The 22,952-nt window shown below is 67.8% G+C and carries 20 protein-coding genes; 15 read left to right on the forward strand and 5 right to left on the reverse strand.

Annotation, left to right across the window (positions count from 1 at the left end; translation table 11 throughout):
- Positions 1–6: 6 nt before the first annotated feature.
- The 8 genes from CRO39_RS04855 to CRO39_RS04890 all read left to right on the forward strand — a co-directional run bounded on the left by CRO39_RS04855 (position 7) and on the right by CRO39_RS04890 (position 5,148).
- A complete protein-coding gene (locus CRO39_RS04855; protein ID WP_097120687.1) occupies positions 7–528 on the forward strand; it encodes a flagellar basal body-associated FliL family protein in 522 nt (173 codons plus the stop codon).
- 10 nt (positions 529–538) lie between these two features.
- Positions 539–1,573, forward strand: coding sequence for a flagellar motor switch protein FliM (gene fliM, locus CRO39_RS04860; protein WP_097120805.1), 1,035 nt, complete (start codon positions 539–541; stop codon positions 1,571–1,573).
- Positions 1,570–1,908 (forward strand): flagellar motor switch protein FliN, encoded by a 339-nt coding sequence (gene fliN / locus CRO39_RS04865; RefSeq protein WP_097120688.1) that lies wholly within the window; start codon positions 1,570–1,572, stop codon positions 1,906–1,908. Before fliM ends, fliN begins: the two co-directional genes overlap by 4 nt.
- A 5-nt stretch (positions 1,909–1,913) precedes the next feature.
- A complete protein-coding gene (gene fliO, locus CRO39_RS04870; protein ID WP_097120689.1) occupies positions 1,914–2,300 on the forward strand; it encodes a flagellar biosynthetic protein FliO in 387 nt (128 codons plus the stop codon).
- Complete coding sequence (gene fliP / locus CRO39_RS04875) at positions 2,301–3,095, forward strand: flagellar type III secretion system pore protein FliP (RefSeq protein WP_097120690.1); 795 nt, start codon at positions 2,301–2,303, stop codon at positions 3,093–3,095.
- Between the two features lie 126 nt (positions 3,096–3,221).
- Positions 3,222–3,491 (forward strand): flagellar biosynthetic protein FliQ, encoded by a 270-nt coding sequence (locus CRO39_RS04880; RefSeq protein ID WP_097120691.1) that lies wholly within the window; start codon positions 3,222–3,224, stop codon positions 3,489–3,491.
- A 127-nt stretch (positions 3,492–3,618) separates the two neighbouring features.
- Entirely contained in the window at positions 3,619–4,410 is a 792-nt protein-coding gene (gene fliR, locus CRO39_RS04885; protein ID WP_097120692.1) for a flagellar biosynthetic protein FliR, read from the forward strand.
- Between the two features lie 153 nt (positions 4,411–4,563).
- Positions 4,564–5,148 carry a TetR/AcrR family transcriptional regulator gene (locus CRO39_RS04890; RefSeq protein WP_162125694.1) on the forward strand — a complete coding sequence of 195 codons (585 nt, stop codon included), beginning with the start codon at positions 4,564–4,566 and terminating at the stop codon, positions 5,146–5,148.
- A 62-nt stretch (positions 5,149–5,210) separates the two neighbouring features.
- Here the strand turns inward: CRO39_RS04890 and CRO39_RS04895 are convergent, their stop codons facing one another.
- Positions 5,211–5,840, reverse strand: coding sequence for a hypothetical protein (locus CRO39_RS04895; RefSeq protein ID WP_097120694.1), 630 nt, complete (start codon positions 5,838–5,840; stop codon positions 5,211–5,213).
- A gap of 227 nt (positions 5,841–6,067) precedes the next feature.
- Between CRO39_RS04895 and bglX the strand changes: the two genes are divergently transcribed.
- Positions 6,068–8,248, forward strand: coding sequence for a beta-glucosidase BglX (gene bglX / locus CRO39_RS04900; RefSeq protein ID WP_097120695.1), 2,181 nt, complete (start codon positions 6,068–6,070; stop codon positions 8,246–8,248).
- Positions 8,249–8,549: 301 nt separating this feature from the next.
- Entirely contained in the window at positions 8,550–9,530 is a 981-nt protein-coding gene (locus CRO39_RS04905) for a GGDEF domain-containing protein (RefSeq protein WP_097120696.1), read from the forward strand.
- An 18-nt stretch (positions 9,531–9,548) separates the two neighbouring features.
- Here CRO39_RS04905 and CRO39_RS04910 read toward each other — a convergent pair whose 3' ends face one another.
- The 4 genes from CRO39_RS04910 to CRO39_RS04925 are packed head-to-tail and all read right to left on the reverse strand — an operon-like array spanning position 9,549 to position 15,762.
- Positions 9,549–12,728 carry an efflux RND transporter permease subunit gene (locus CRO39_RS04910; RefSeq protein ID WP_162125696.1) on the reverse strand — a complete coding sequence of 1,060 codons (3,180 nt, stop codon included), beginning with the start codon at positions 12,726–12,728 and terminating at the stop codon, positions 9,549–9,551.
- A 25-nt stretch (positions 12,729–12,753) separates the two neighbouring features.
- On the reverse strand, positions 12,754–14,034 hold the full coding sequence (locus CRO39_RS04915) for an efflux RND transporter periplasmic adaptor subunit (protein WP_097120698.1): 1,281 nt from the start codon (positions 14,032–14,034) through the stop codon (positions 12,754–12,756).
- On the reverse strand, positions 14,031–15,308 hold the full coding sequence (locus CRO39_RS04920) for a TolC family protein (protein ID WP_097120699.1): 1,278 nt from the start codon (positions 15,306–15,308) through the stop codon (positions 14,031–14,033). Before CRO39_RS04920 ends, CRO39_RS04915 begins: the two co-directional genes overlap by 4 nt.
- Positions 15,309–15,363: 55 nt before the next feature.
- Positions 15,364–15,762, reverse strand: a complete 399-nt coding sequence (locus CRO39_RS04925) for a hypothetical protein (RefSeq protein WP_141400715.1) — start codon at positions 15,760–15,762, stop codon at positions 15,364–15,366.
- A gap of 704 nt (positions 15,763–16,466) precedes the next feature.
- Here CRO39_RS04925 and flhB point away from each other — a divergent pair.
- The 5 genes from flhB to CRO39_RS04950 all read left to right on the forward strand — a co-directional run bounded on the left by flhB (position 16,467) and on the right by CRO39_RS04950 (position 22,941).
- Positions 16,467–17,597 (forward strand): flagellar biosynthesis protein FlhB, encoded by a 1,131-nt coding sequence (gene flhB / locus CRO39_RS04930; protein WP_097120701.1) that lies wholly within the window; start codon positions 16,467–16,469, stop codon positions 17,595–17,597.
- Positions 17,594–19,672 (forward strand): flagellar biosynthesis protein FlhA, encoded by a 2,079-nt coding sequence (gene flhA / locus CRO39_RS04935; protein WP_097120702.1) that lies wholly within the window; start codon positions 17,594–17,596, stop codon positions 19,670–19,672. The genes flhB and flhA overlap by 4 nt, the downstream gene beginning before the upstream one ends.
- A gap of 197 nt (positions 19,673–19,869) precedes the next feature.
- On the forward strand, positions 19,870–21,324 hold the full coding sequence (gene flhF, locus CRO39_RS04940; protein WP_425479658.1) for a flagellar biosynthesis GTPase FlhF: 1,455 nt from the start codon (positions 19,870–19,872) through the stop codon (positions 21,322–21,324).
- Positions 21,314–22,195: a MinD/ParA family protein gene (locus CRO39_RS04945; protein ID WP_097120704.1), complete on the forward strand. Its 882-nt coding sequence runs from the start codon at positions 21,314–21,316 to the stop codon at positions 22,193–22,195. The genes flhF and CRO39_RS04945 overlap by 11 nt, the downstream gene beginning before the upstream one ends.
- The gene (locus CRO39_RS04950) at positions 22,192–22,941 is read left to right on the forward strand and encodes an RNA polymerase sigma factor FliA (protein WP_097120705.1); all 750 of its coding nucleotides are present in this window, start codon (positions 22,192–22,194) and stop codon (positions 22,939–22,941) included. Before CRO39_RS04945 ends, CRO39_RS04950 begins: the two co-directional genes overlap by 4 nt.
- The last annotated feature ends 11 nt before the right edge of the window (positions 22,942–22,952 follow it).

The raw sequence follows: 22,952 nt of genomic DNA on the forward strand, positions 1-22,952 counted from the left end.
GACCGAGTGTCCGCTGTCGAGAAACCCGCCGTCAAAGCGGCCAAACCCGCATCCGCCAAGGCTGGCAAGCCCTGGCTGACCATCATTGCCGCAGCAGTGGTCGCCGCCGGCGCCGCCGGTGGCGGCGCCTGGTTCTACGCCAACCGTTCGGCAACCGAGCAGGTCCAGCAGGCCGAAGCCAAGGCCAAGGCCGGCAGCATTCCCGCGCCGGCGCAGTACTTCGCCCTCGAGCCGCCTTTCGTCGTCAATCTGATCGGTTCGGCCGGCGGCGCCCGCTACCTGCAGGTCGAAGTGCAGCTGATGACGCGCGATGCCGAATCGCTGAAGAGCATCGAGCAACACGCCCCGGCCATCCGCGCGCGTCTGCTGATGCTGTTCGCGCAGGAAAACGCCGATGAGCTGATCAGCCGCGCCGGCAAGGAAAAACTGCAGGCCGCGGCGCTGTCCGAGGTCAGGAAGCTGTTGACCGCCGAAACCGGCAAGCCGTGCGCCGAAGCCCTGCTCTTCACCAGCTTCGTAATGCAGTAAGGAACCCATGATGAGCGACCTGCTTTCGCAAGACGAAATCGATGCCCTGCTGCATGGCGTCGATTCGGGCGCGATAGAAACCGAGGAAGCGCCGCCGGATCCCAGCGTGGCGCGCACCTACGATTTCGCCAGCCAGGACCGCATCGTCCGCGGCCGCCTGCCGACCCTGGAGATGATCAACGAGCGCTTCATCCGCACCTGGCGGATCGGCCTGTTCAATCTGCTGAGGCGCTCGGCGGACCTGTCCGTGCGCGGCATCGAGACCATCAAGTTCGGCGAGTACCTGCATTCGCTGTACGTGCCGACCAACCTCAACCTGATCCGGCTCAAGCCGTTGCGCGGCGTCGGCCTGGTGGTATTCGAACCCAAGCTGGTCTACACCGTGGTCGACAACTTCTTCGGCGGCGACGGCCGCTACCCGGCGAAGATCGAGGGCCGCGAGTTCACCCAGACCGAGATGCGGGTGATCCAGTTGCTGCTCAAGCAGACCTTCGCCGATCTGGTCGACGCCTGGGCGCCGGTGCTGGCGGTGGATTTCGAATACATCAATTCCGAGGTCAACCCGCATTTCGCCAATATCGTCAGTCCGCGCGAGTACGTGGTGGTGAGCCGTTTCCATGTCGAACTGGACGGCGGTGGCGGCGATCTGCACATCACCCTGCCCTATTCGATGCTCGAACCGATCCGCGAACTGCTGGACGCCGGCATCCAGTCCGACCGCGTCCACGACGACGACTCCTTCCGCGACAGCATCAACGAGCTGCTGCGCACCGCCGAGGTCACCCTGTCCAGCGTACTGACCGAGAAGAACATCAGCCTGCGCGACCTGATCCGGCTCAAGGTGGGCGACATCCTGCCCATCGATCTGCCCAAGACAGTGCCGGTCTGCGTCGAACGCATCCCGGTCATGACCGGCGAGTTCGGCATCGCCAACGGCAACAACGCCGTCAAGATCGTGGCCACCCGCCCGCCCGGCGCCAATATTTCGCTACCGCCCCGCGTCACCGCGCTGGTCCCCGGCGCATCACAGGAAACCCAAGCATGAACCAGCCACTCTCCGAAGAAGCCAGCGCCGCGCAATTCGAAGCGCTGCAGGCAGAACAGGGCCACAGCGACAACGACATGAGCCTGGACGTCATTCTCGACGTTCCAGTCGTGCTGTCGCTGGAAGTCGGCCGCATCCGCATTCCCATCCGCAACCTGCTGCAGCTCAACCAGGGCTCGGTGGTGGAACTGGAACGCGGCGCCGGCGAACCGCTGGACGTGTTCGTCAACGGCACCCTGATCGCGCACGGCGAGGTGGTCACCGTCAACGACCGTTTCGGCGTGCGCCTGACCGACGTGGTCAGCCCCAGCGAACGCATCCGGCGCCTGCGGTGAGCCCGATGCTGGCCGCGTTCGCCACCGCTGCCGCGCCGGTGCAGAAGATCGGCTACGCCGCGCCGTCCACGCCGGGCATCGGCGGCGCATTCGTCGCGCTGATCCTGGTGCTGGGCCTGATCCTGGGCCTGGCCTGGCTGCTGAAGCGGATGCCGGGCTCCGGCCTGGGCCTGCGCCAGAACGACCAGCTGCGCGTGGTGACCACGCTGGCGGTCGGCGGCAAGGAACGGCTGATGGTGATCGAAATCGGCGGCGAACAACTGCTGATCGGCGTGGCCGCCGGCGGCATCCACACGCTGCACCGGCTGCCCGAACCGCTGCCGGCCCAGCCCGCCCCGCAACTTCCCAATTTCGCCGAACTGCTTGCCAAGCGTCTGCGCAAAGAGACCTGAATGATGCGTCGTTTTCTGCTTCCCCTGCTGGCCCTGCTGTGGCTGTGCGCGCCGGTACTGGCCATTGCCCAGACCGCGCCGGCTGCCGCCCAGACCGCGCCCGCGGCACCTGCCGCACCGACGCTGCCGGCGCTGCCGGATGTGACCGTCGGCCAGGTCGGCGACAGCAAGGTCAGCCTGCCATTGCAGACGCTGTTGCTGATGACGGCGATCACGCTGATCCCGTCCGCCCTGCTGGCGATGACCGCCTTCACCCGCATCATCATCGTGCTGGGCCTGCTGCGGCAGGCGCTGGGTACCGGGCAGACGCCCTCCAACCAGGTGCTGGTGGGATTGGCCTTGTTCCTGACCATGCTGGTGATGATGCCGGTCGGCGAGAAGGCGTGGGCGCAGGGCATGGCGCCGTATCTCAACGGCCAGATCGACTTCGCCACCGCCTGGCAGCTGACCACCGGACCGCTGCGCGACTTCATGCTGGCGCAGGTGCGCGAAACCGATCTGATGACCTTCGCCGGCCTGGCCGGACACGGCGCCTACGGCAGTCCGGCCGACGTGCCGTTCCCGATCGTGGTGGCCTCGTTCATCACCAGCGAACTGAAGACCGCGTTCGAAATCGGCTTCCTGGTGTTCATCCCGTTCGTCATCATCGATCTGGTGGTGGCCAGCGTGCTGATGTCGATGGGCATGATGATGCTGTCGCCGATGCTGGTGTCGGCACCGTTCAAGATCCTGCTGTTCGTACTGGTCGACGGCTGGGTGCTGATCGTCGGTTCGCTGGCGGCGAGCTTCAACTAGAAGAGGGGAGAGAAGTGAGGAGTGAGAAGTGAGAAAGAGCGCAGCACCTTCTCGCTTTGCACATTCCTGGCACTTCCCTTTTCCCCTCACCCGCTCACTCCTCACTCCTCACTCCCCGCTCTTCACATGACTCCCGAACTTGCCCTCACCGAACTGCGCGGCGGCCTTGAAATCGCATTGTGGGTCGGCGGTCCGTTGCTGCTGGTGGTGCTGGTGGTCGGCGTGGCGGTCGGCGTGATCCAGGCCGCCACCCAGCTCAACGAGCCCACCATCGCCTTCGTCGCCAAGGCCATTGCGCTGACCGCCGCGCTATTCGCCACCGGCAGCTATCTGCTGGGCACGCTGGTCGAGTACACGACCCAGTTGTTCCAGCGGCTGCCGCATTTGATTGGCTGAAGAGCGAGAAACGAGTGAAGAGGAACGAGAAACGAGAGAAAGGCATGGCTCGCGTGCCGCTTGCCCCTCCTCGTTTCAGTCGCCGCCCCCACTCGTTTCTCACTCCTCTTCACTCGTTCCTCGCTTTATGAACTCCGCCACCCAGATGGTCATCGACGGCCAGCAGGCCTTCGGCATGATCAATGCGCTGTTGTGGACGCTGCTGCGGACCGGTGCGCTGCTGATGGCGGCGCCGCTGATCGGCACCCGCGCGGTGTCTGTGCGGGTGCGGGTGATCATTGCCGGCGCGCTGTCGATGGCGCTGACGCCGATGCTGCCGCCGGGACCGGCGCAGATCCAGTTCGACGCCGCCACCGTGCTGAGCATCGCCCGCGAACTGGCGGTCGGCGCCAGCATGGGTTTCATGCTGCGGCTGGCGTTCGAAGCCGGCGCGATGGCCGGCGAACTGATTTCGCAAGGCACCGGCCTGGCGTTCGCTCAGATGTCCGATCCGCTGCGCGGGGTCAATTCCGGCGTGGTCGGGCAGTGGTTCTATCTGGCCTTTGGGCTGCTGTTCTTCGCTTTCAACGGGCATCTGGCGCTGGTCGCGCTGCTGGTCGACAGTTATCGCTCGCTGCCGGTCGGCACCGCGCTGCCGGACGTGACAGCGATGTTACAGGTGGCGCCGGCATTCTTCATGCAGGTGCTGCGCGCCGCGGTCAGCCTGGCGTTGCCGGTGATGGTGGCGATGCTGGCGGTCAACCTGGCCTTCGGCGTACTGGGCCGCGCGGCGCCCGCGCTCAACCCCATCCAGTTGGGTCTGCCGACCGCGCTGCTGCTTGGCCTGTTCCTGCTGGCGTTGCTGGCCGGAGAGCTCGGTCCGCCGGTGCAACGCATCTTCGAGTCGTCGTTCGACGCGGCCAGGCAGCTCGCTTCCTGACAATCGATCGCAACAAGTACTTCACGTAAATGCGTTTACAAGGTCAGAATGTGGGCACAGGGGATTCGACCAGCCGAAGCCAAGCCGTTCAGGTTTGGTCCGGCTCGCGTCCCCTGACCGAAGAGGCCCAGCGACAACGCAGAAGGAATCGGCGTGTATTCGACTTCATCCTTCAAACGACGTACCAGTCACGAAACCCGCGAAGCGGTACTGGCGGCAGCGCGCAAGCTGTTCTTCAGCAAGGGGTTCGAGCAGACCACGCTGATGGACCTGGGCAAGGCCACCGGTTTGAGCGCGCGCGGGGTAATCCTGCACTTCGAAACCAAGGCCGACATCATCGCGACCCTGCTGATCCGCGACTACAGCGCGCGCAAGCCGCCGACGTTGGGCAAGGGGCGCACCAGCGCCCAACGCATCCTCGACTTCTACCTGTGGGTGGCGCGCGGGGATGTGGCGACGTTCGTCGCGTTCCCGGCCCTGTGGGGGGTTTCAGCGCGCTGGTCGGCCGAGATGGAGGCTGACGTCAACGCCGTGGTGCGCGCGATGCGCGAACCGGTGCGGCAGGAACTGGCGCGCGGCATCGAGGCCGGCGAATTCCGCGCTGTCGACATCCGCCACGCCGACGATCTGCTGTGGCAGAGCTACCAGCACGGGCTGCGCGCGGTGGCGGTGACCGGCGGCACGCCGGCACTGGCGCTGCCGCAGGTCCATCGCACACTGGAAATCCTGGCCGCCTGACCGGCGGCGCGGCGACGACGGCGGCGCTGGTGCGCCGCCGCCTGCCCTGCCGCAAGCCGCGGTTACTTGTCGCGGCCCTGCTTGTTGCCGGGGTTGCCCTGCCCTTTGCCCTTGTCCTTGCCTTTATCGGCACCCTGGCCGGCATCGGGGCCGGACCGATCCGGCTTCTTGCCGGCCGCCGGCGGCGCCTTGCTCTTGCCGGGACCATGCTGCGACCAGTCCACCCGCACGTTCTGATCCACGCGCACCGGATAGCCCCAACGGCCGTAGGTCCCAGCGGCACCCTGCTTCAGCGCGTGAAAAGCCTGCGAGCCGGGCTTGATGCCGTAGCGCTTGGCCACCGCGCCCCAGCCCTGGCCCGGATTGCGGTCGTATTCGCGCACCACCTCCAGGCAGGGGACACCAACAGCCCGCGCAAGCGCGCAGGCGTAATAGACATCGGCCGGCGCCCAGCGCCGCTGATCCAGCAGTTCGACCACCAGCGAGCGCGGCGCGCCGTAATAGCCGGTCATCTCGCCGATGAACGGATCCCGGTAGCGGCGGCCATAGTCGTTGATTTCGCCCAGCCGCGAGTCGACCCAGACATCGCCGGTACGGACGTTGTAGCCCACGGTCTGCGCCGCCGAAGGCAGCGCGGCCGACATTGCGGTGGCCAACACCGCGCCCAGTACGATTGCCTTGAAAGTTCCCATATGCACGCTCCGGATTCGGTGGAGGGTTCAAGTGTCTGCGTCCTGCGATGAACAGCATATGAGGTCTTGCCTCCGCCCAAGCCTGGCAATGGAAGCGCGTTGCGCACCGTTCTGGCCGGAAAGTCCGCAGCGGCGCGGTCGCGGCGATTGACCGGCCATGAAAACGTTTTCATAATCCAGGGTTCGTGTCTGAAACCCCTGCCTAGCATTTCACCCGGAGTCACCGAATGGACCCGTTCGAACGCGTGGAAGCGCTGATCGCGCAGATGACGCTGGAGGAAAAAATCGGCCAGTTGGGCGCATTCGCCGACGCCTTGCGGCCATTCGCGTTCGAAGTGAACCCGGAAACTTTTGCCCGCGACGCCGAGGACGTGCGCCAGCAGATCCGCGCCGGCCGCGTCGGCACGCTGTTCAACGGGGTCGGCGCGGTGGAAGGACTGGAAGCGCAGCGCATCGCGGTGGAGGAAAGCCGGCTGGGCATTCCGCTGTTGCTGGGCGCCGACGTCATCCATGGCATGCGCACCGTGTTTCCGATTCCGCTGGGCGAAGCGGCCAGCTTCGAACCGGAACTGGCCGAACGCACCGCGCGCGCGACGGCGGTCGAGGCCACCGCCGCCGGCCTGCACTGGACGTTCGCGCCGATGGTCGATGTGGCCCGCGACCAGCGCTGGGGCCGGGTGGCCGAAACCTCCGGCGAAGACACCTTCCTGGCCTGCGCGTTCGCGGTGGCGCGGGTGCGCGGCTTCCAGGGCCCGGATCTGACCGCGGCCGATTCGCTGCTGGCCTCGCTGAAGCACTTCGCCGCCTACGGCGCGGTGGCCGCCGGCCTGGACTACAGTTCGGCCGACATGTCGCCGCAGATGCTGCGCGATGTGCACCTGCCGCCGTTCAAGGCCGGCATCGATGCCGGCGCGCTGACCCTGATGAGTTCGTTCAACGACATCAACGGCGTGCCGTCCTCGGCCAACCGCGAACTGCTGACCGGCATCCTGCGCGGGGAATGGCAATTCGGCGGTTTCGTCATCTCCGACTACACCTCCGATTTCGAACTGATCGCGCAGGGCTATGCCGAAGACGAACGCGATGCCGCGCAGCTGGCGTTGAATGCCGGACTGGACATCAGCCTGCAGAGCGGCGTGTACGCCAATCATCTGGCCGGGCTGGTCGAAAGCGGTGCGGTGGCGATGACGACACTGGACGAAGCGGTACGGCGGGTATTGCGGGTCAAGGCCGCGATTGGCCTGTTCGACACCCCCTACCGGTCGCTGGATCCGCAGCGCGAAGCCGATACCTCCTACCTCCCGGCCCACGATGCGCTGGCGCGCGAGGCCGCGCGCCGCTCGATCGTGCTGCTGAAGAACGAAAACGATCTGCTGCCGCTGAAGAAATCCGGCCAGCGCATCGCGTTGATCGGCCCGTTCGGCGAGGACCGCGACAACATCGGCGGCTGCTGGAACATCTTCGGCGACCGCAATCGCGACATCGACCTGGCCAGCGGCCTGCGCGCCGCGCTGCACGACCCGCATTCGCTGCGGGTCGTGCGCGGCTGCGATTTCGAAGCGCCGCTGGAGGGCGGCATCGAGGCCGCGGTCGCTGCCGCGCGCAGTGCCGACGTGGCGCTGCTGGCCATCGGCGAGCCGGAGAATTTCAGCGGCGAGGCGCAGTCGCGGCTGCAGATCGTGGTGCCGCCGGCGCAGCAGGCGTTGGCCGAAGCGGTGGCGGCGACCGGCACGCCGGTGGTCGTGCTGCTGCGCAACGGCCGCGCGCTGGCGCTGAGCGGCGCGGTGCGCGATGCCGATGCGATCCTGGTCACCTGGTTCCTGGGCACCCAGACCGGTCATGCGGTGGCCGACGTGCTGTTCGGCGACTACAACCCGTCGGCGCGGTTGCCGGTCAGTTTTCCGCAGGATTCGGGCCAGCAGCCGTATTTCTACAATCACACACGCAGCGGCCGCCCCGAGTTGCCGGAACAGTCGTGGGCATTCAAGAACCGCTGGCGCGAGATCCCCCACGCGCCGCTGTACCCGTTCGGGCACGGCCTGAGCTATACGCGCTTCGGTTACTCGGCACCGGCACTGGACAGCGCCGTGCTGGCCTGGGACGGCACCCTGACCGTTCGCTGCACGATCAGCCACCAGGCCGGCCCGGCCGGCGAGGAAGTCGCCCAGCTTTACATCCATGACCGCGTCGCCAGCCGGGTACGGCCGGTGCGCGAATTGAAGGGCTTCCGCAAGATCCGGCTGCAGCCGGGTCAAAGCGCCGAGGTGGCGTTCCAGCTCACCCGCCACGATCTGGCGTTCCACGGTGCCGACAATCGCCTGTCGGCCGAACCGGGCCGGTTCGATCTCTGGGTGGCGCCGTCGGCGCTGGCCGGCGAAGCGGTGGCGTTCGAGTTGCTGGGGCCTTGAGCCGGCAGGTTCCCTAGCCGTATCATCCCTAGGGGCTGTTGCCGTTTCCCCGCTGCCGAAGCCGCGCCGGCTCCTGCGGCAATCCGGCTGATGGCCCGGCACGCGGACCGCTTGGCGGCCCACCGGCCGTGGCCGGGGCACCGCCGCAGGTTCGAACAGTGCGCCGGATAACGCCATCGATCCTGCCGAATGCGCCGCAGCGCAACATCCGCTCCACCTCGATGGCACTAGACTTGCAGCGCTGCGCTCATGCGCCGACGACTACCGCCTTGCCGACCCCGCCTGCGGATTCCGATTCCGGATGAACTCTGAACCAAGCGATTTCCGCCTGGGAATCATCACCCTGCTGGGGCTGATCACCGCTTCGGTGATCGCCGTATTCGCGGTCTATCGCTGGACCCAGGGCGCCTACCAGACAGCGCTGTTCGACGCCGGCATTGTCGCCGCGCTGCTGGCACCGGTGATCTACGCGCGGCGGACCGGCGACAGCCTGCGCGGAGGAATGGCACTGTGCGTGCTCAATTCCGCGGCCTGCCTGGCCGCGTACTGGCTGATCGGCGCGGAGGCCCTGACCTGGACCTACCTGGTCCTGCTGAGCAATTTCTTCATCGCCAGCGCCCGCTTCGCGTTGATCGCCGATCTGCTGATACTGGCCGTGCTGTGCCTGCTGCTGGGCCGGTCCTCCAACGGCATCCAGTCGGTTTCGGCATTGTCGACGGCGGCGCTGACCATCCTGTTTTCGTACATCTTCGCCAGCCGCAGCCGCGATGACCGCGTGCAGCTGCAGGAAATGGCGACGATGGATCCATTGAGCGGCGTGAGCAACCGTCGCGAAATGGAAAAGAAACTGGCCCACGCGGTGGCCGAACGCCGCGCCAGCCATCGCCACTACGGCCTGATCCTGCTGGATGTCGATCGTTTCAAGGAGGTCAACGATCTGTACGGCCATGCCGCCGGCGACCACGCCATCGCCGATCTGGCGGCGATCCTGCGCTTCGAGATGCGCAGCGACGACCAGGTCTTCCGCTTCGGCGGCGAGGAGTTCGTGGTGTTGCTGGACGTCGCCAACCGCGACGATCTGGAAACGGCCACCGAACGCCTGCGCAAGGCGGTGCGCGACAGCCTGCGCGGGCCCGGCGGACGCATCACCATTTCGCTGGGCGCGGCGATGCTGGGCCAGGAGCGGGACTGGCACGACTGGTTTTCGCGCGCCGACGCGGCGCTGTACCGGGCCAAGTCCAATGGCCGCGACAGCTATGTGATTGCCGACGATCTGTTCTAGCGCCGGGCGCGAACGCATTCAGCCGGACACCGCGGTTTCCTCGCGCCCGCGGTGCAGCCGGCGATACAGCGCCGGCAGCACCAGCAGCGTCAGCAGCGTCGACGACACGATCCCGCCAATCACCACCGTCGCCAGCGGGCGCTGCACCTCGGCGCCGGCGCCGACATTGAACGCCATCGGCAGGAAGCCCAGCGATGCCACCAGTGCCGTCATCAGCACCGGGCGCAAACGTCCCAGTGCGCCCTCCACCACCGCTTCATCCAGGCTGGCGCCCTGCGCGCGCAGCCTGCGGATGAAGGAAATCATCACCAGTCCGTTCAATACCGCAACGCCGGACAACGCGATGAAACCGACGCCGGCCGAGATCGACAGCGGAATGCCGCGCAGCGCCAGCGCTATCACCCCGCCGGTCAGCGCCAGCGGCACGCCGCTGAACACGATGGCCGCATCCCGGGCCGACCCGAACGCCATCAGCAGCAGCCCCAGGATGATGACCAAGGTTACCGGCACCACGATCGCCAGGCGCCGGCTGGCCGAGATGAGCTGTTCGAAGGTGCCGCCGTAGTCGACCCAGTAGCCGGCCGGCAGTTCGACTTCCGCCGCAATCTTGCGCTGCAGTTCCTCGACGAATCCGCCCAGGTCGCGCCCGCGCACGTTGGCGGTGATCACGGTCCGGCGCTTGCCGTTTTCGCGGTTGATCTGGTTGGGCCCCAGCCGGGTTTCCAGCCGCGCCACCTCGCGCAGCGGCAAGGTGCGCGGCGTGCCCACGGCCCAGTCGCTGTCGCGGCTGGATTCGTCGGCATTGCGGTTGCCGCCTGCAAGCGGAATCGGCAGATCCGCCAGCGCGGCCGGATCCTGGCGCAGCGGTTCGGGCAGGCGCACGACGATGTCGAAACGCCGGTCGCCTTCGAACAGCTGCCCGGCCACCTGGCCGCCGACGGCGGCGGCCACGGTGTCCTGCACCACGCCGGGATTCAGGCCGTAATGCGCCAGCGCCTGGCGGTCGGGGATCACGCTCAGCAGCGGCAGGCCGTCTGTCCGCTCCAGCTTCACATCGGCCGCTCCCGGCACCGCGGCGACCACCGCCTCGATGCGTTCGCCCGCTTCCATCAGCGTGTCCAGATCGTCGCCATAGACCTTGACCGCCACATCGGCGCGCACGCCGGAGATCAGTTCGTTCATGCGCATCCGGATCGGCTGGGTGAACTCGTAGTTGTTGCCGGGAAGACGTTCCACTTCAGCCTCGATTTCGGCGATCAGCGCCGCCTGCGGCTTGCGCGGATCCGGCCACTGCGAGCGCGGTTTCATCATCAGGAAGGTGTCGGCCACCGACGGCGGCATCGGATCGTTGGCCACCTCGGCCGTGCCCAGCTTGCCGAACACCCGCTCGACTTCCGGGAAGCGCTTGATGCGCTGCTCCAGCGTGGCCTGCATCTTCAGCGCCTGTTCCAGGCTGGTGCCGGGGATGCGCAGCGCATGCAGGGCGATGTCGCCCTCGTCCAGGTTGGGGATGAACTCGCTGCCCAGGCGCGTGGCCAGCCATCCGCTGCCCAGCACCAGCACCAGCGCGCCAGCCATCACCCAGGTCCCGCGCCGCAATGCCCAGTGCAGCACCGGCGCGTAGCGGCGCCTGGCCCACTGCATCACCCGGTTCTCCTTTTCCTCGACCTTGCCGCCCAGGAAAATGGCGGTAGCCGCCGGCACGAAGGTCAGCGACAGCATCATCGCGCCGGTCAGCGCCAGCACCACGGTGATCGCCATCGGGTGGAACATCTTTCCCTCGATGCCGGTCAGCGCGAAGATCGGCAGGTACACCGCGGCGATGATGCCCAGGCCGAACAGGCTGGGCCGGATCACTTCGGCGGTGGCCGAGGCAGTGATCTCGAAACGCTCCTGCTGGCTCATTTCCCGGCCCAGCCGCTGCTGCATTTCGCCGAAACGGCGCAGGCAGTTTTCGATGATGATCACCGCGCCATCGACGATCAGGCCGAAATCCAGCGCGCCCAGGCTCATCAGGTTGCCGGAGACGCCGCCGCGGACCATGCCGAACACGGTGAACAGCATCGCCAGCGGGATCACCGCGGCGGTGATCAGGGCGGCGCGGAAATTGCCCAGCAGCAGGAACAGCACCGCGATGACCAGCAATGCGCCTTCGATCAGGTTGGTCGACACCGTCTTGATGGTGCGGTCCACCAGCGCGGTGCGGTCGTAGACCGGGCTGGCCTTGACTCCCGCCGGCAGGCTGGCGTTGGCGGCTTCCAGCCTGGCGGCGGCGGCCTGCGCGACCTGGCGGCTGTTGGAACCGACCAGCATGAACACCGTGCCCAGCACCACTTCGCGGCCGTCCTGGGTTGCCGCGCCGCTGCGCAGTTCCGGTCCCTCGCCGACCGCGGCCACGTCGCGCACGCGGATCGGCACGCCTTCGCGCCGATCCAGCACGATGTTGCCGATGCCGTCGAGATCGTCCACCTGGCCGGGCACGCGCACCAGCAGTTGCTGGCCATTGCGTTCGATATAGCCGGCGCCGACATTCTGGTTGTTGGCCGCCACCGCCGATGCGACGTCGCCCAAGGTGAAGCCCAGCGCGACCAGCCGCGCCGGATCCGGGGTGATGTGGATCTGGCGGGCAAAGCCGCCAATCGTGTTGACCTCGGTGACGCCGCGGGTATTGCGCAACTGCGGCCGCACCACCCAGTCCTGCAATGTGCGCAGATCGGTGGCGGTCCACGGTGTGCCATCGGACTTGCGCGCGTCGGGGGCCGCATCCACCGTGTACATGAAGATTTCGCCCAGGCCGGTGGCGATCGGCCCCATCTCCGGTTCCAGTCCGGCCGGCAACTGCGCCTTGGCCTGCTGCAGCCGCTCGGCCACCTGCTGGCGGGCGAAATACAGATCGGTGCCGTCCTCGAACACCACGGTCACCTGCGACAGGCCATAACGCGACAGCGAGCGCGTGTAGTCCAGGCCCGGCAGGCCGGCCATCGCGGTTTCGATGGCGAAGGTCACGCGCTGCTCGGATTCCAGCGGCGAATAGCCCGGCGCTTCGGTGTTGATCTGCACCTGCACGTTGGTGATGTCCGGGGTGGCGTCGATGGGCAACCGGGCCAGACTCCACGCGCCCACCACGACCAGCGCCAGCGTCAAGGCCAGCATCAGCCAGCGACGGCGGATGGCGAAACGGATGATGCGTTCGAGCAGGCCGGCGCCTGCGTCCGGGCGGCGGTCAGTGGTCATGGGACGCACCGGATTTTTCGATATCGGCCTTCACCAGATAGCTCTGTTCGACCACGACCTGGTCGCCTTCGCGCAGGCCCGACAACACCTCTACGCGCGTGCCGTCGCGCTTGCCCAGTTGCAGCGGCCGCACCTCGTAGGTATCGCCAACCCGTACGAATGCCACGTCCCAGTCGCGGAAACGCTGCAATGCCGACAGCGGCACCACCAGCGCCGCCGGCTGCTGTTCGACGGTGATGCGCGCGCGCACCGCCGACCCCGGCCGCCACAGGCCATCGCCGTTGTCGAGAATGGCGCGGGCGACCGTGCTCTGGCTTGCCGTCGCAGTGCCCGGCAACACGCGTTCCAGCGTGGTTTCCACGCTGACGCCATCGCTGAGCCGGGTGACCCTGACCGCGGCGCCGGGACGGATGTGTCCGGCATCGGCGCCGAAGATATGCAGATCGACCCACAGCTGCGACAGGTCGGCCACTTCGAACAGCGGCGCGCCTTCTCCAGCCATCGCGCCGACGCTGGCGTTGCGCGCCAGCACGACGCCGGCGATGGGTGTGGCAACGGTGTAATCGGTGAGGCTGAGATTGCTTTCGACCGTGGCCAGAACCTGCCCGGCCCGCACCGGGTCGCCGACGTTGGCGTTCAAGCGGCGAATCGGGCCCGGGAAGCGCGCCGTGACCTGGACCGCACGCCCTTCCAGCGGGGTCAGCAGGCCTTGCACCTCGTGTTCGTCGGCGATCACGCCGGCTGCGGCCGGCGCCACCCGGATACCGGCCTCGTCGGCAATGCCGGCGTCGATGCGGGTGCGGCCTTCGTAGCTGGGGTAGCTCCAGCGCAGCGCCTTGCCGCCAATCTCCGCCCGCAATTGGACATCGAACGAATGCGGTTCGCCGACGACGCTGGCGGCCAGCAGGCTGCCATCGGGTTGTGGCGTCAGCGTGTGGCGTTCCGCGATTCCGCCCAGGCGCTGCAGTTGCACTTCGACACTGCCGGCGCTGGCGGGCAGCGGCTTGCCCTGCCGGTACAGCCAGGCCTGGAACTTTGGCGGCGTGCCGTCTTCTGCGACGGCCAGCTCGACGCCGTAGCCGTCCTGCTGCAGCAGGCGGCCGCCGTGCTGGCCTTTGGCGGCTTCCTCGCTGCCGGCGGTTTCGCCCGGCTCATCGGCGTGGTTGTCGGCATGGCCGTCGCCAAGGCCCTCTTTCGGCGAAGATGCGCCGCCGCAGGCGGAAACCAGCAGTGACAGCGCAAGCGCGCTCAACATGAGTTGCGGCTTCATGGGGTGGTTCCTTCGGTCGGTGCGGCGGGGCCGGCGACGAACGCCTGGCCGGTCAGCCGCTGGATTTCGATCAGGGCGCCTTGCGCTTCCAGTGCCGCTTCCAACTGCTGGCGGCGCACGCTGGTGCGTTCGGACTGCAGCTGCGCCCATTCCAGATAGCTGCTGGCGCCGGCGCGGTAGGCGCGTTCGGCGGCGGCCTCGGCCTTGCCCAGCCGCGGCAGGATGTCGGCCCGCAATCGCGCCGTTTCCAGTTGCGCGGCGCGGTAGCGGCCGTGCGCATCGGCCAGGGTCGAATACAGGGCCAGCCCCTGCGCTTCGCGTTCGATGCCCAGCATCGCCAGCTCGGCTTCGGCAGCGCGGATGTCGGGTTGTGCGCGCCGCGCGCCGCCCAGCGGTATGGCAAGGCTGCCGATCAATGCGACCTCGTCCCCGGCCTGCAGCCGGCGAATGCCGACCTGCCAATCCAGATCCGGCACGGCCTGGCGGCGCGCAAGTTGCAGCCGGGCTTCGCGCAGGCGCTGTTCGTCGGCAAAGCGGGCCAGTTCCGGGGTTTCATCCAGCAACTGGGCCAGCACGGCGAAATCCGCGATGGCCGGCAGCGCCAGCGGATCGCCGGCGACGACTTCGAACAGCGGCTCGCGTTCGCCCCACAACGCGGCCAGGTGCTGTCGCGACGACAGCCAGCGCTGGCTGGCACGATCGCGATCCAGTTCGGCGCGCGCCAGCGCCGCCTGCGCGGTCAGCAGCACCGATTCGGGCGAGGCGCCCGCGGCCAGCCGCTGGCGGGCGGCCGCCGCGGTGCGTTGCCGCTGCGCGATATCCAACTCGGCGATCCGGCGCAGTTGCTGGGCGGCAGTGACGGCCAGATAGCGGCGGGCGACTTCGGCCAGCAGGTCCAGCCGGCGGGTTTCGCGCTGCAGCGCCAGCGCATCGATCCGGGTCTGCGCCAGCGTGCGCCGCGCGTCCAGCTTGCCGCCGCGCTCCAGTACGCCGGCCAGGGTCAGGCTGATCTCGGCTTCGTCGAAGCCACGGGTGGCGCCGCTACCCAGCGCGTTCTCGATGGCCAGCCCGGCCACCAGCGGTGGGCGCAGGTGGGCGCGGTCGGATTCGGCGGCCAGTACCGTACGCTGGCCGTCGAACAACCGCAGGTCGGGATGGGACCTGGCGACGCGCGCGAACGCATCGTCCAGGGTCAGGATTTCGCGCGACTGCGCCAGCGCTTGCATGCACGGCGCAGCCGCGAAGACGGCAATCGCCGCCAGACGCAACCACATGGGGATTCTCCAATCGGATCAATGACGAAGGACCGGCACGATGCCGGCGGCGACGTCAGGCCGCGATCGGAGGACGGAAAAGATCCGAAGCGATGCCCGCTTGCGGGGCCTGCGCTTGCCGTACCGGCACGGCGTCGGCCAGCGGGACGATGGATGCGACGACCATGTATGCCGGTAGCGCGGTCGGGTGGCCGCAGCAATGGCTGGCGTGCATCAGCGCGTGCAGCAGATCGCCGTCGCCATCGTCGTGCTCTTGCGGCGTGCCGTCGCCATGTCCATTTTCCGGCGTAGCGCCGTGGTCGCCGACATCGTGCAGATGCGCCGCGCCGGAACCGGTTTCGTGCAAATCGCCCACCGCCGCCAGCACCGGGTTGATCAGCACCGCCAGCACCAGCAGGGCCAACGCCGGGAAGCGCAGCAATCGGGCAAGACGGTAGCCGGGGGAGCGGTGCATACCCACCGGATGCTAGCGGAGCGGTCGGCTGTTAGGCAATCACAGCAGGCAGCGCAGGCGTCGCCGGCTCTGCTAACCAGTTTGGTTCTCTTCTCAGGTGAGGCGACGTCTACCTGGAAGCCGGCGGCCAGGGTATTGCGGGACACGCCGTAAACACCCGCTGCGCGGGCCCGGCCCGCCATCGCAGATGGCGGGCGTTCGGCTGCGCGCGAAGCGGTGCTTCGCAAACGCTTGCCTCACCCTTGTGGGCTCTTGCGCGGCATCCATGCCGCGTACGGTCCCGCACCACCCTGGCCACCGGCTTCTGGACACCTGATCGGCGCTCGAAGAAAGGCCTTCCGAAGTCGCAACCTGTCCTCTCATCAAAGGCGACGGCCGACGGGCTGGGGGTGCGGAGAGCAGGCCAGGAATGGACTGCGGCCCGACGTAAAGACACGACGTCGTCAGGAGGGCGGAGCCCCCCCAGCCTGACGGGCGGCGACTCCCGCCGAAGCCGATATCCCCGGAAACGGGAGAAAAACCGGAAAAAAAGCCATCCGAAGCCGCGGTGTAGGAGCGCCGTCCCGGCGTGAGCTCCTGCGTCTGCGCCAGGACCGGGGAAGAGCTCGCGGCCGGGAGGCCGCTCCTGCATAAGGACTCCGGTTTTCCGGCGCGTTCTGGAACAGGACTTGCAGCCATGTCCCCGACCCCGTCGGAAATGCGCCATGGCAGAGCAGGACCAAAGCGGCGAACGCACAGAACAGCCTACCGAAAAACGTCTGCGCGAGGCCCGCGAGAAAGGCAACATCCCGCGTTCGCGCGAACTGGCGACCGCGGCGGTGTTCGGTGCCGGCGTGCTGGCGATGGCCGCCATGACGCCGGCGCTGGCCCGCAACGCGCTGGGCTGGATGAAGATCGCGCTGACCCCGTCGCCGGAGCTGCTGCAGCGGCCGGATGCCTTGTTCGGGCATACCGGGCAGCTGCTGCTGGGCCTGCTGACGGTGGTCGCGCCGGTGGCGGCAATCTGCGTGCTGGCCGGGTTCGCTGGCCCGCTGCTGATGGGCGGATTGCGCTTTTCCTCCAAATCGCTGATGCCGGACTTCAAGCGGCTCAGCCCGCTGGCCGGCATCAAGCGCCTGTACGGCCCGGAAAGCATCGCCGAACTGCTCAAGTCGCTGCTGCGCGTGGCGCTGGTCGGCGGCGCGGCGGCGCTGTGCCTGAAGTTCGGCCTGAACCAGTTGCGCGCGCTGCTGGACATGCCGCTGGAACAGGCCGCGCGCAGCGGCCTGGGTTTCACCGGCGTGCTGCTGCTGTCCACCGCCGGCGCATTGATGTTGCTGGCGGCCATCGATGCGCCGTACCAGAAGTGGAACCACACCCGCAAGCTGAAGATGACCCGGCAGGAGCTGCGCGATGAACTGAAGGAAAGCGAGGGCCGCCCCGAGGTCAAGGGCCGCATCCGCCAGTTGCAGATGCAGATGTCGCAGCGGCGGATGATGGAAGACGTGCCCAGCGCCGATGTGATCGTGGTCAATCCCACCCACTACGCGGTTGCGCTGAAGTACGACAGCGGCAAGATGGGCGCGCCGCGGGTGCTGGCCAAGGGCGTGGACGAACTGGCCTTCCGCATCCGCGAAGTGGCGCAGATGCACAAGGTCGCCATCGTTTCGTCGCCGCCATTGGCACGCAGCTTGTATCGCGAAGGCGAAATCGGCCGGGAAATCCCCGTGAGACTGTATTCGGCTGTCGCCCAGATCCTGTCCTACGTCTACCAGTTGCGCGCCTGGCGCCATGGCGCGGCGGCGTTGCCGACGCTGCCGGACATCGACGTCGATGAAGGGAAGCCGCTGCGATGAACACAGCATCCGCCTCCCCCGCCATGCGCATGATGGACCTGCTGCGGCACGGTCTGGGTGCGCCGCTGATCGTGCTGGCGATGCTGGCGATGGTCATCATTCCGCTGGCTGCACCGGTGCTGGACGCGCTTTTCAGCTTCAACATCGCCATATCGATGGTGGTGCTGCTGGCGGTGGTCTATGTACGCCGGCCGCTGGACTTCACCATCTTCCCGATCGTGCTGCTGATGACCACGATGCTGCGGCTGGCGCTGAACGTGGCCTCGACCCGGGTGGTGCTGCTGAACGGCCAGGACGGTCCCGGCGCGGCCGGCAAGGTCATCGAGGCCTTCGGCGATTTCGTGGTCGGCGGCAACTACGCGGTCGGCATCGTGGTGTTCGCCATCCTGACCATCATCAACTTCGTGGTCATCACCAAGGGCGCCGGGCGCATCTCCGAGGTATCGGCGCGCTTCATCCTGGACGCCATGCCCGGCAAGCAGATGGCCATCGATGCCGACCTCAACGCCGGCCTGCTCTCGCGCGAGGAAGCCAAGGCCCGCCGCGAGGAAGTCCGCGAGGAAGCCGACTTCTACGGCGCGATGGACGGCGCCAGCAAGTTCATCCGCGGCGATGCCATCGCCGGCATCCTGATCCTGGTCATCAACCTGGTCGGCGGCCTGGCCATTGGCGTGATGCAGCACGACATGGGCGTGGCCGATGCGGCCAAGGTCTATACGCTGCTGTCGATCGGCGATGGCCTGGTCGCGCAGCTGCCGGCGCTGCTGGTATCCACCGCGGTGGCGATGCTGGTCACCCGCGCCTCGCGCTCGCAGGACATGGGCCATGCGATGGTCGGCCAGGTGTTCGGCCAGCACAAGGCGCTGGCGGTCACCGCGGCGGTGCTGGGCATCGTCGGGCTGGTGCCGGGCATGCCCAATGCCGTTTTTTTGACGCTGTCTGCAATCATCGGCTACATCGCCTGGCGGTTGTGGAAAAAGGGCCTGGAACGCGCGGCAGACAAGCCCGATGCCGCCCTGCCCGCGCCTTCCGCCAGCAATCCGGCAGCCGAACTGACCTGGGACGAACTGCGTCCGATCGACCCGCTGGGCCTGGAAGTGGGCTACCGGCTGATCCCGCTGGTCGACAAGGCCCAGGGCGGCGAGCTGATGTCGCGGATCAAGGCGGTGCGGCGCAAGTTGACCCAGGACCTGGGCTTCCTGATACCGCCGGTGCACATCCGCGACAATCTGGAACTGCCTTCCAACGGCTACCGGCTGCTGGTGCACGGCGTGCCGGTGGCCAGCGCCGAGATCCACCCCGACCGCGAACTGGCGCTGGACCCGGGCGGCGCCTTCGCGCCCATCGACGGCATTGCAGGCAAGGATCCCGCGTTCGGTCTGGACGCGGTGTGGATCCAGCCGCACCAGCGCGCGATGGCCGAGTCGCTGGGCTATACCGTGGTCGACGCCGCCACCGTGGTGGCCACCCATCTGTCGCACCTGATCCGCGAACACGCGCCGGAACTGCTGGGCCATGAGGAAGTGCAGCAGTTGCTGGCCAACCTGGGCAAGAGCGCGCCCAAGCTGGTCGAGGACCTGACGCCCAAGGCATTGCCGCTGTCCACCGTGGTGCGGGTGATGCAGAACCTGCTCAACGAGCGCGTACCGATCCGGCAGCTGCGCCGCATCGTCGAATCGCTGGTCGAACACGCCCCGCAGAACCCGGACCCGGCCGCGCTGACCGCCGCCGTGCGCAACGCGCTGGGCCGCTTCATCGTGCAGGAAATCTCCGGCATGGCGCCGGAACTGCCCGTCTATACCTTGGCGCCGTCACTGGAACGGGTCTTGCAGGACAGTACCCAGGGCACCGGCGCCGCGCTGGAACCGGGACTGGCCGAACGCCTGCACCAGAGCCTGGCCGACTGCGTCAGCAAGCAGGAAGCCAAGAGCGAACCGGCGGTGGTGCTGGTGCCAGGAACGGTTCGCGCCGCGCTGGCGCGGCTGGTACGGCACAGCGTTCCCTCGCTGTCGGTACTGGCCTACAGCGAGGTGCCGGAGGACAAGCGGCTGAAGCTGGTGGGAACCATCAGCTGAGCCGGGAATGGGGAATCGGGAATCGTTAGAAGCGATTTTCCGCAGCGGAGAAAGACAATGAAGACGAACATATTGAAAACAAGGCAAAAACGCAGGCTCCGCTTCCAGCCCATTCCCTATTCCCGATTCCCCATTCCCGGCTTCCCATCATGAAAATCAAACGCTTCGTCGCTCCCGACATGCGCACCGCGTTTGCGATGGTGCGGCAGGAACATGGTCCGGACGCGGTCATCCTGTCCAACCGCATGACCGACGACGGCATCGAGATCGTCGCCGCCAGCAATTACGACGAAGCGCTGGTGCAGCACACCTTGCAGGCGATGCGTGGCGAACGCGGCCAAAGCGTTCACGCTGCCGCCGTCCACGCGGACGTGCAGAACCCGGCGCCGCCGCAACATCCGGCCGCCGCGCGGGACGAGCGCGCTCCGTCGCCGGCCGAACAGGCGGCCGCCTATTTCCGCCCCAGGAGCAACCAGGTGGCAGCGCCCGCCCCCGTTGCAGTTGCAGCCGCCGCTGCAACCCGCACCCAGCTGCCGGCCGCGGAAGCATCCATCGAACCGGTCTCGTTCGCCGCCAAGCTGGCCGCCTGCCTGCCGCCGAATCCGCTGGAAGCCGATCTGGACGGACTGCCGCCGCTGCCGAAGATCGCCCCGCCGCTGCCGTTGCCGCCGGAAGAGCCGCCGGTGGCAGCCAGCCCGGCGCCGCTGCTGAGCGCCGTCGCCGGCCCCGCCGCGCCCGCACCGGAAAACGACGAACAACTGCTGCAGATGCGCGCCGAGCTGGCCTCGATGCGCGAGATGATCGAACGCGAGATGAGCCGGTTGACCGACGAACGCCTGCGCGGCTCGCCGGTGCGCGCGCAGGCGCTGGACCTGATGGACGACTACGGTTTCGACGCCGGGCTGACCCGCGATATCGCCCTGCAGATCCCCGCCGATACCGAGCTGCATCGCGGCCGCGGGCTGATGCTGGGACTGCTGTCCAAGAAGCTGCCCATCGCACCGACCGACCCGCTGGAAGAAGGCGGCATCATCGCCCTGGTCGGGCCCACCGGCGCCGGCAAGACCACCACCATCGCCAAGCTGGCGGCCGCCTACGCGGCCAGGCACAACGCCCGCGACGTGGCCCTGGTCACCACCGACACGGTCCGCGTCGGCGGCCGCGAACAGTTGCACAGCTACGGCCGCCAGCTCGGCATCGCCGTGCACGAGGCCGACAGCGACACCGGCCTGGCGCAGACGCTGGAGCGGTTACGCGACTACAAGCTGGTGCTGATCGACACCGCCGGCCTGGGCCAGCGCGACAGGAATCTGGTCGGCCAGCTCAACTGGCTGCGCTCGGCAGGCCAGGTCCGCACGCTGCTGGTGCTGCCGGCCAATTCGCACTTTGGCGATCTGGATGAAGTGGTGCGCCGCTTCAGCGGCGCCCGTCCGCAGGGCGTGGTGCTGACCAAGGTCGACGAAACCGGCCGCCTGGGCAGCGCGCTTTCGGTCATCGTCGACCACCAGCTGCCGATGGTGTGGCTGGCCGACGGACAACGCGTACCGCAGGACCTGCATCGCGCCAACGGCGCCAACCTGGTGCTGCGGCTGGACCAACTGCGGCGCGAAGCCGACCAACCCTGCACCCCGGAGACGATCCATGTCGCCTGATCACCTGCTGCAGACCAACCCGCGCAGCACTCCGCCGCTGGCCGGCGCGTTCCATCCGGTCCGCGTGGTCGCCGTCACCGGCGGCAAGGGCGGCGTCGGCAAGACCAACCTGTCGGTCAACCTGGCCGTGTCGCTGGCCGAAATGGGCAAGCGCACGCTGCTGATGGACGCCGACCTGGGCCTGGCCAATGTCGACGTGCTGCTGGGGCTGTCGCCCAAGTTCACGCTGGCGGATCTGGTCGCCGGCCGCTGCGGGCTGGAGGACGTGCTGGTGGAAGGCCCGGACGGCCTGCTGATCGTGCCGGCCTCTTCCGGCTTCCGCCACATGGCCGAGCTGCAGCCGGCCGAACACGTCGGCCTGGTCAACGTGTTCTCCGAGCTGCAGCGGGCGCTGGACGTGATGGTGGTCGACACCGCCGCCGGCATCACCGACAGCGTGCTGACCTTCTGCCAGGCCGCGCAGGACACCGTGGTGGTGGTCTGCGACGAGCCGGCTTCGATCACCGACGCCTACGCGCTGATCAAGGTGCTCTCGCGCGAGCGCGGCGTCGACCGCGTGCATGTCGTCGCCAACATGGTCCGCGACCCCAACGAGGGCCGCCGGCTGTACGAAAAACTCGCCCGCGTCTGCGAACGCTTCCTTGGCGATGTCGCCCTGCACTACCTGGGCGCGGTGCCGCAGGACGACTGGCTGCGGCGCGCGGTGCAGCGCCAGCAGGCCGTGGTCAAGGCCTATCCGGGCAGCCCCTCGGCGCGCGCCATCGGCGAAATCGCGCGGATGACCGCGCGCTGGCAGCCGCCGTCCGGTGCGCGCGGCAACGTCGAATTCTTTGTCGAGCGCATGATCGGTGCGCGCGGAGTGGCCGCATGAATACCGCAGCAGCCCAATACAAGGCGGTGCAACGCAGCAGCGCCAACGACTGCGTGGCCCAGCACGCGGACCTGGTGCGCCGCATCGCCCACCATCTGGCCGCACGGCTGCCGGCCAGCGTGGAGGTCGACGACCTGATCCAGGCCGGCATGATCGGCCTGCTGGAAGCCTCGCGCAGCTACGACGCCGAACAGGGCGCCTCGTTCGAGACCTTCGCCTCGATCCGCATCCGCGGCGCGATGATCGACGAAATCCGCCGCGGCGACTGGGTGCCGCGCTCGGTCCATCGCCGCGCCCGCGAAGCGGCTGCGACCGTACGCGAGATCGAACAGCGCACCGGCCGCGCCGCCATCGCCACCGAAGTGGCCGCGGCGATGGAGATGCCGCTGCCCGAATACCTGCGCCTGCTGGAGGACGCCGCCCGCGGCCAGGTGCTGAGCCTGGATTCGCACATCGACGACCACGGCGAGCCCAACACCGCCCGCACCGGCGGCCCTTCGCCCGAGCAGACGCTGGAACGCGCCGAGTTCCGCCAATCGCTGGTCAAGGCCATCGGCCAGTTGCCCGAACGCGAACAGCTGGTGCTGTCGATGTACTACGAAAAGGAACTCAACCTGAAGGAAATCGGCGCGGTGCTGGGAGTCAGCGAGTCGCGGGTCTGCCAGATCCACGGCCAGGCGATGCTGCGGCTGCGCGGCCGGCTGGACATCTTCGAACGCGCCGACGCCGGGCTGGAGGATGAGTGATGGGAAGCCGG

Origin of the sequence: Pseudoxanthomonas wuyuanensis (assembly GCF_900215535.1) — a bacterium.
Classification (GTDB): domain Bacteria; phylum Pseudomonadota; class Gammaproteobacteria; order Xanthomonadales; family Xanthomonadaceae; genus Pseudoxanthomonas_A; species Pseudoxanthomonas_A wuyuanensis.

Coding starts and splice junctions, on each gene's coding strand:
- fliM (WP_097120805.1), top strand. CDS start 539: ATGAGCGACCTGCTTTCGCAAGACGAAATCGATGCCCTGCTGCATGGC.
- fliN (WP_097120688.1), top strand. CDS start 1,570: ATGAACCAGCCACTCTCCGAAGAAGCCAGCGCCGCGCAATTCGAAGCG.
- fliO (WP_097120689.1), top strand. CDS start 1,914: ATGCTGGCCGCGTTCGCCACCGCTGCCGCGCCGGTGCAGAAGATCGGC.
- fliP (WP_097120690.1), top strand. CDS start 2,301: ATGATGCGTCGTTTTCTGCTTCCCCTGCTGGCCCTGCTGTGGCTGTGC.
- CRO39_RS04880 (WP_097120691.1), top strand. CDS start 3,222: ATGACTCCCGAACTTGCCCTCACCGAACTGCGCGGCGGCCTTGAAATC.
- fliR (WP_097120692.1), top strand. CDS start 3,619: ATGAACTCCGCCACCCAGATGGTCATCGACGGCCAGCAGGCCTTCGGC.
- CRO39_RS04895 (WP_097120694.1), bottom strand. CDS start 5,840: ATGGGAACTTTCAAGGCAATCGTACTGGGCGCGGTGTTGGCCACCGCA.
- bglX (WP_097120695.1), top strand. CDS start 6,068: ATGGACCCGTTCGAACGCGTGGAAGCGCTGATCGCGCAGATGACGCTG.
- CRO39_RS04905 (WP_097120696.1), top strand. CDS start 8,550: ATGAACTCTGAACCAAGCGATTTCCGCCTGGGAATCATCACCCTGCTG.
- CRO39_RS04915 (WP_097120698.1), bottom strand. CDS start 14,034: ATGAAGCCGCAACTCATGTTGAGCGCGCTTGCGCTGTCACTGCTGGTT.
- CRO39_RS04920 (WP_097120699.1), bottom strand. CDS start 15,308: ATGTGGTTGCGTCTGGCGGCGATTGCCGTCTTCGCGGCTGCGCCGTGC.
- CRO39_RS04925 (WP_141400715.1), bottom strand. CDS start 15,762: ATGCACCGCTCCCCCGGCTACCGTCTTGCCCGATTGCTGCGCTTCCCG.
- flhB (WP_097120701.1), top strand. CDS start 16,467: ATGGCAGAGCAGGACCAAAGCGGCGAACGCACAGAACAGCCTACCGAA.
- flhA (WP_097120702.1), top strand. CDS start 17,594: ATGAACACAGCATCCGCCTCCCCCGCCATGCGCATGATGGACCTGCTG.
- flhF (WP_425479658.1), top strand. CDS start 19,870: ATGGTGCGGCAGGAACATGGTCCGGACGCGGTCATCCTGTCCAACCGC.
- CRO39_RS04945 (WP_097120704.1), top strand. CDS start 21,314: ATGTCGCCTGATCACCTGCTGCAGACCAACCCGCGCAGCACTCCGCCG.
- CRO39_RS04950 (WP_097120705.1), top strand. CDS start 22,192: ATGAATACCGCAGCAGCCCAATACAAGGCGGTGCAACGCAGCAGCGCC.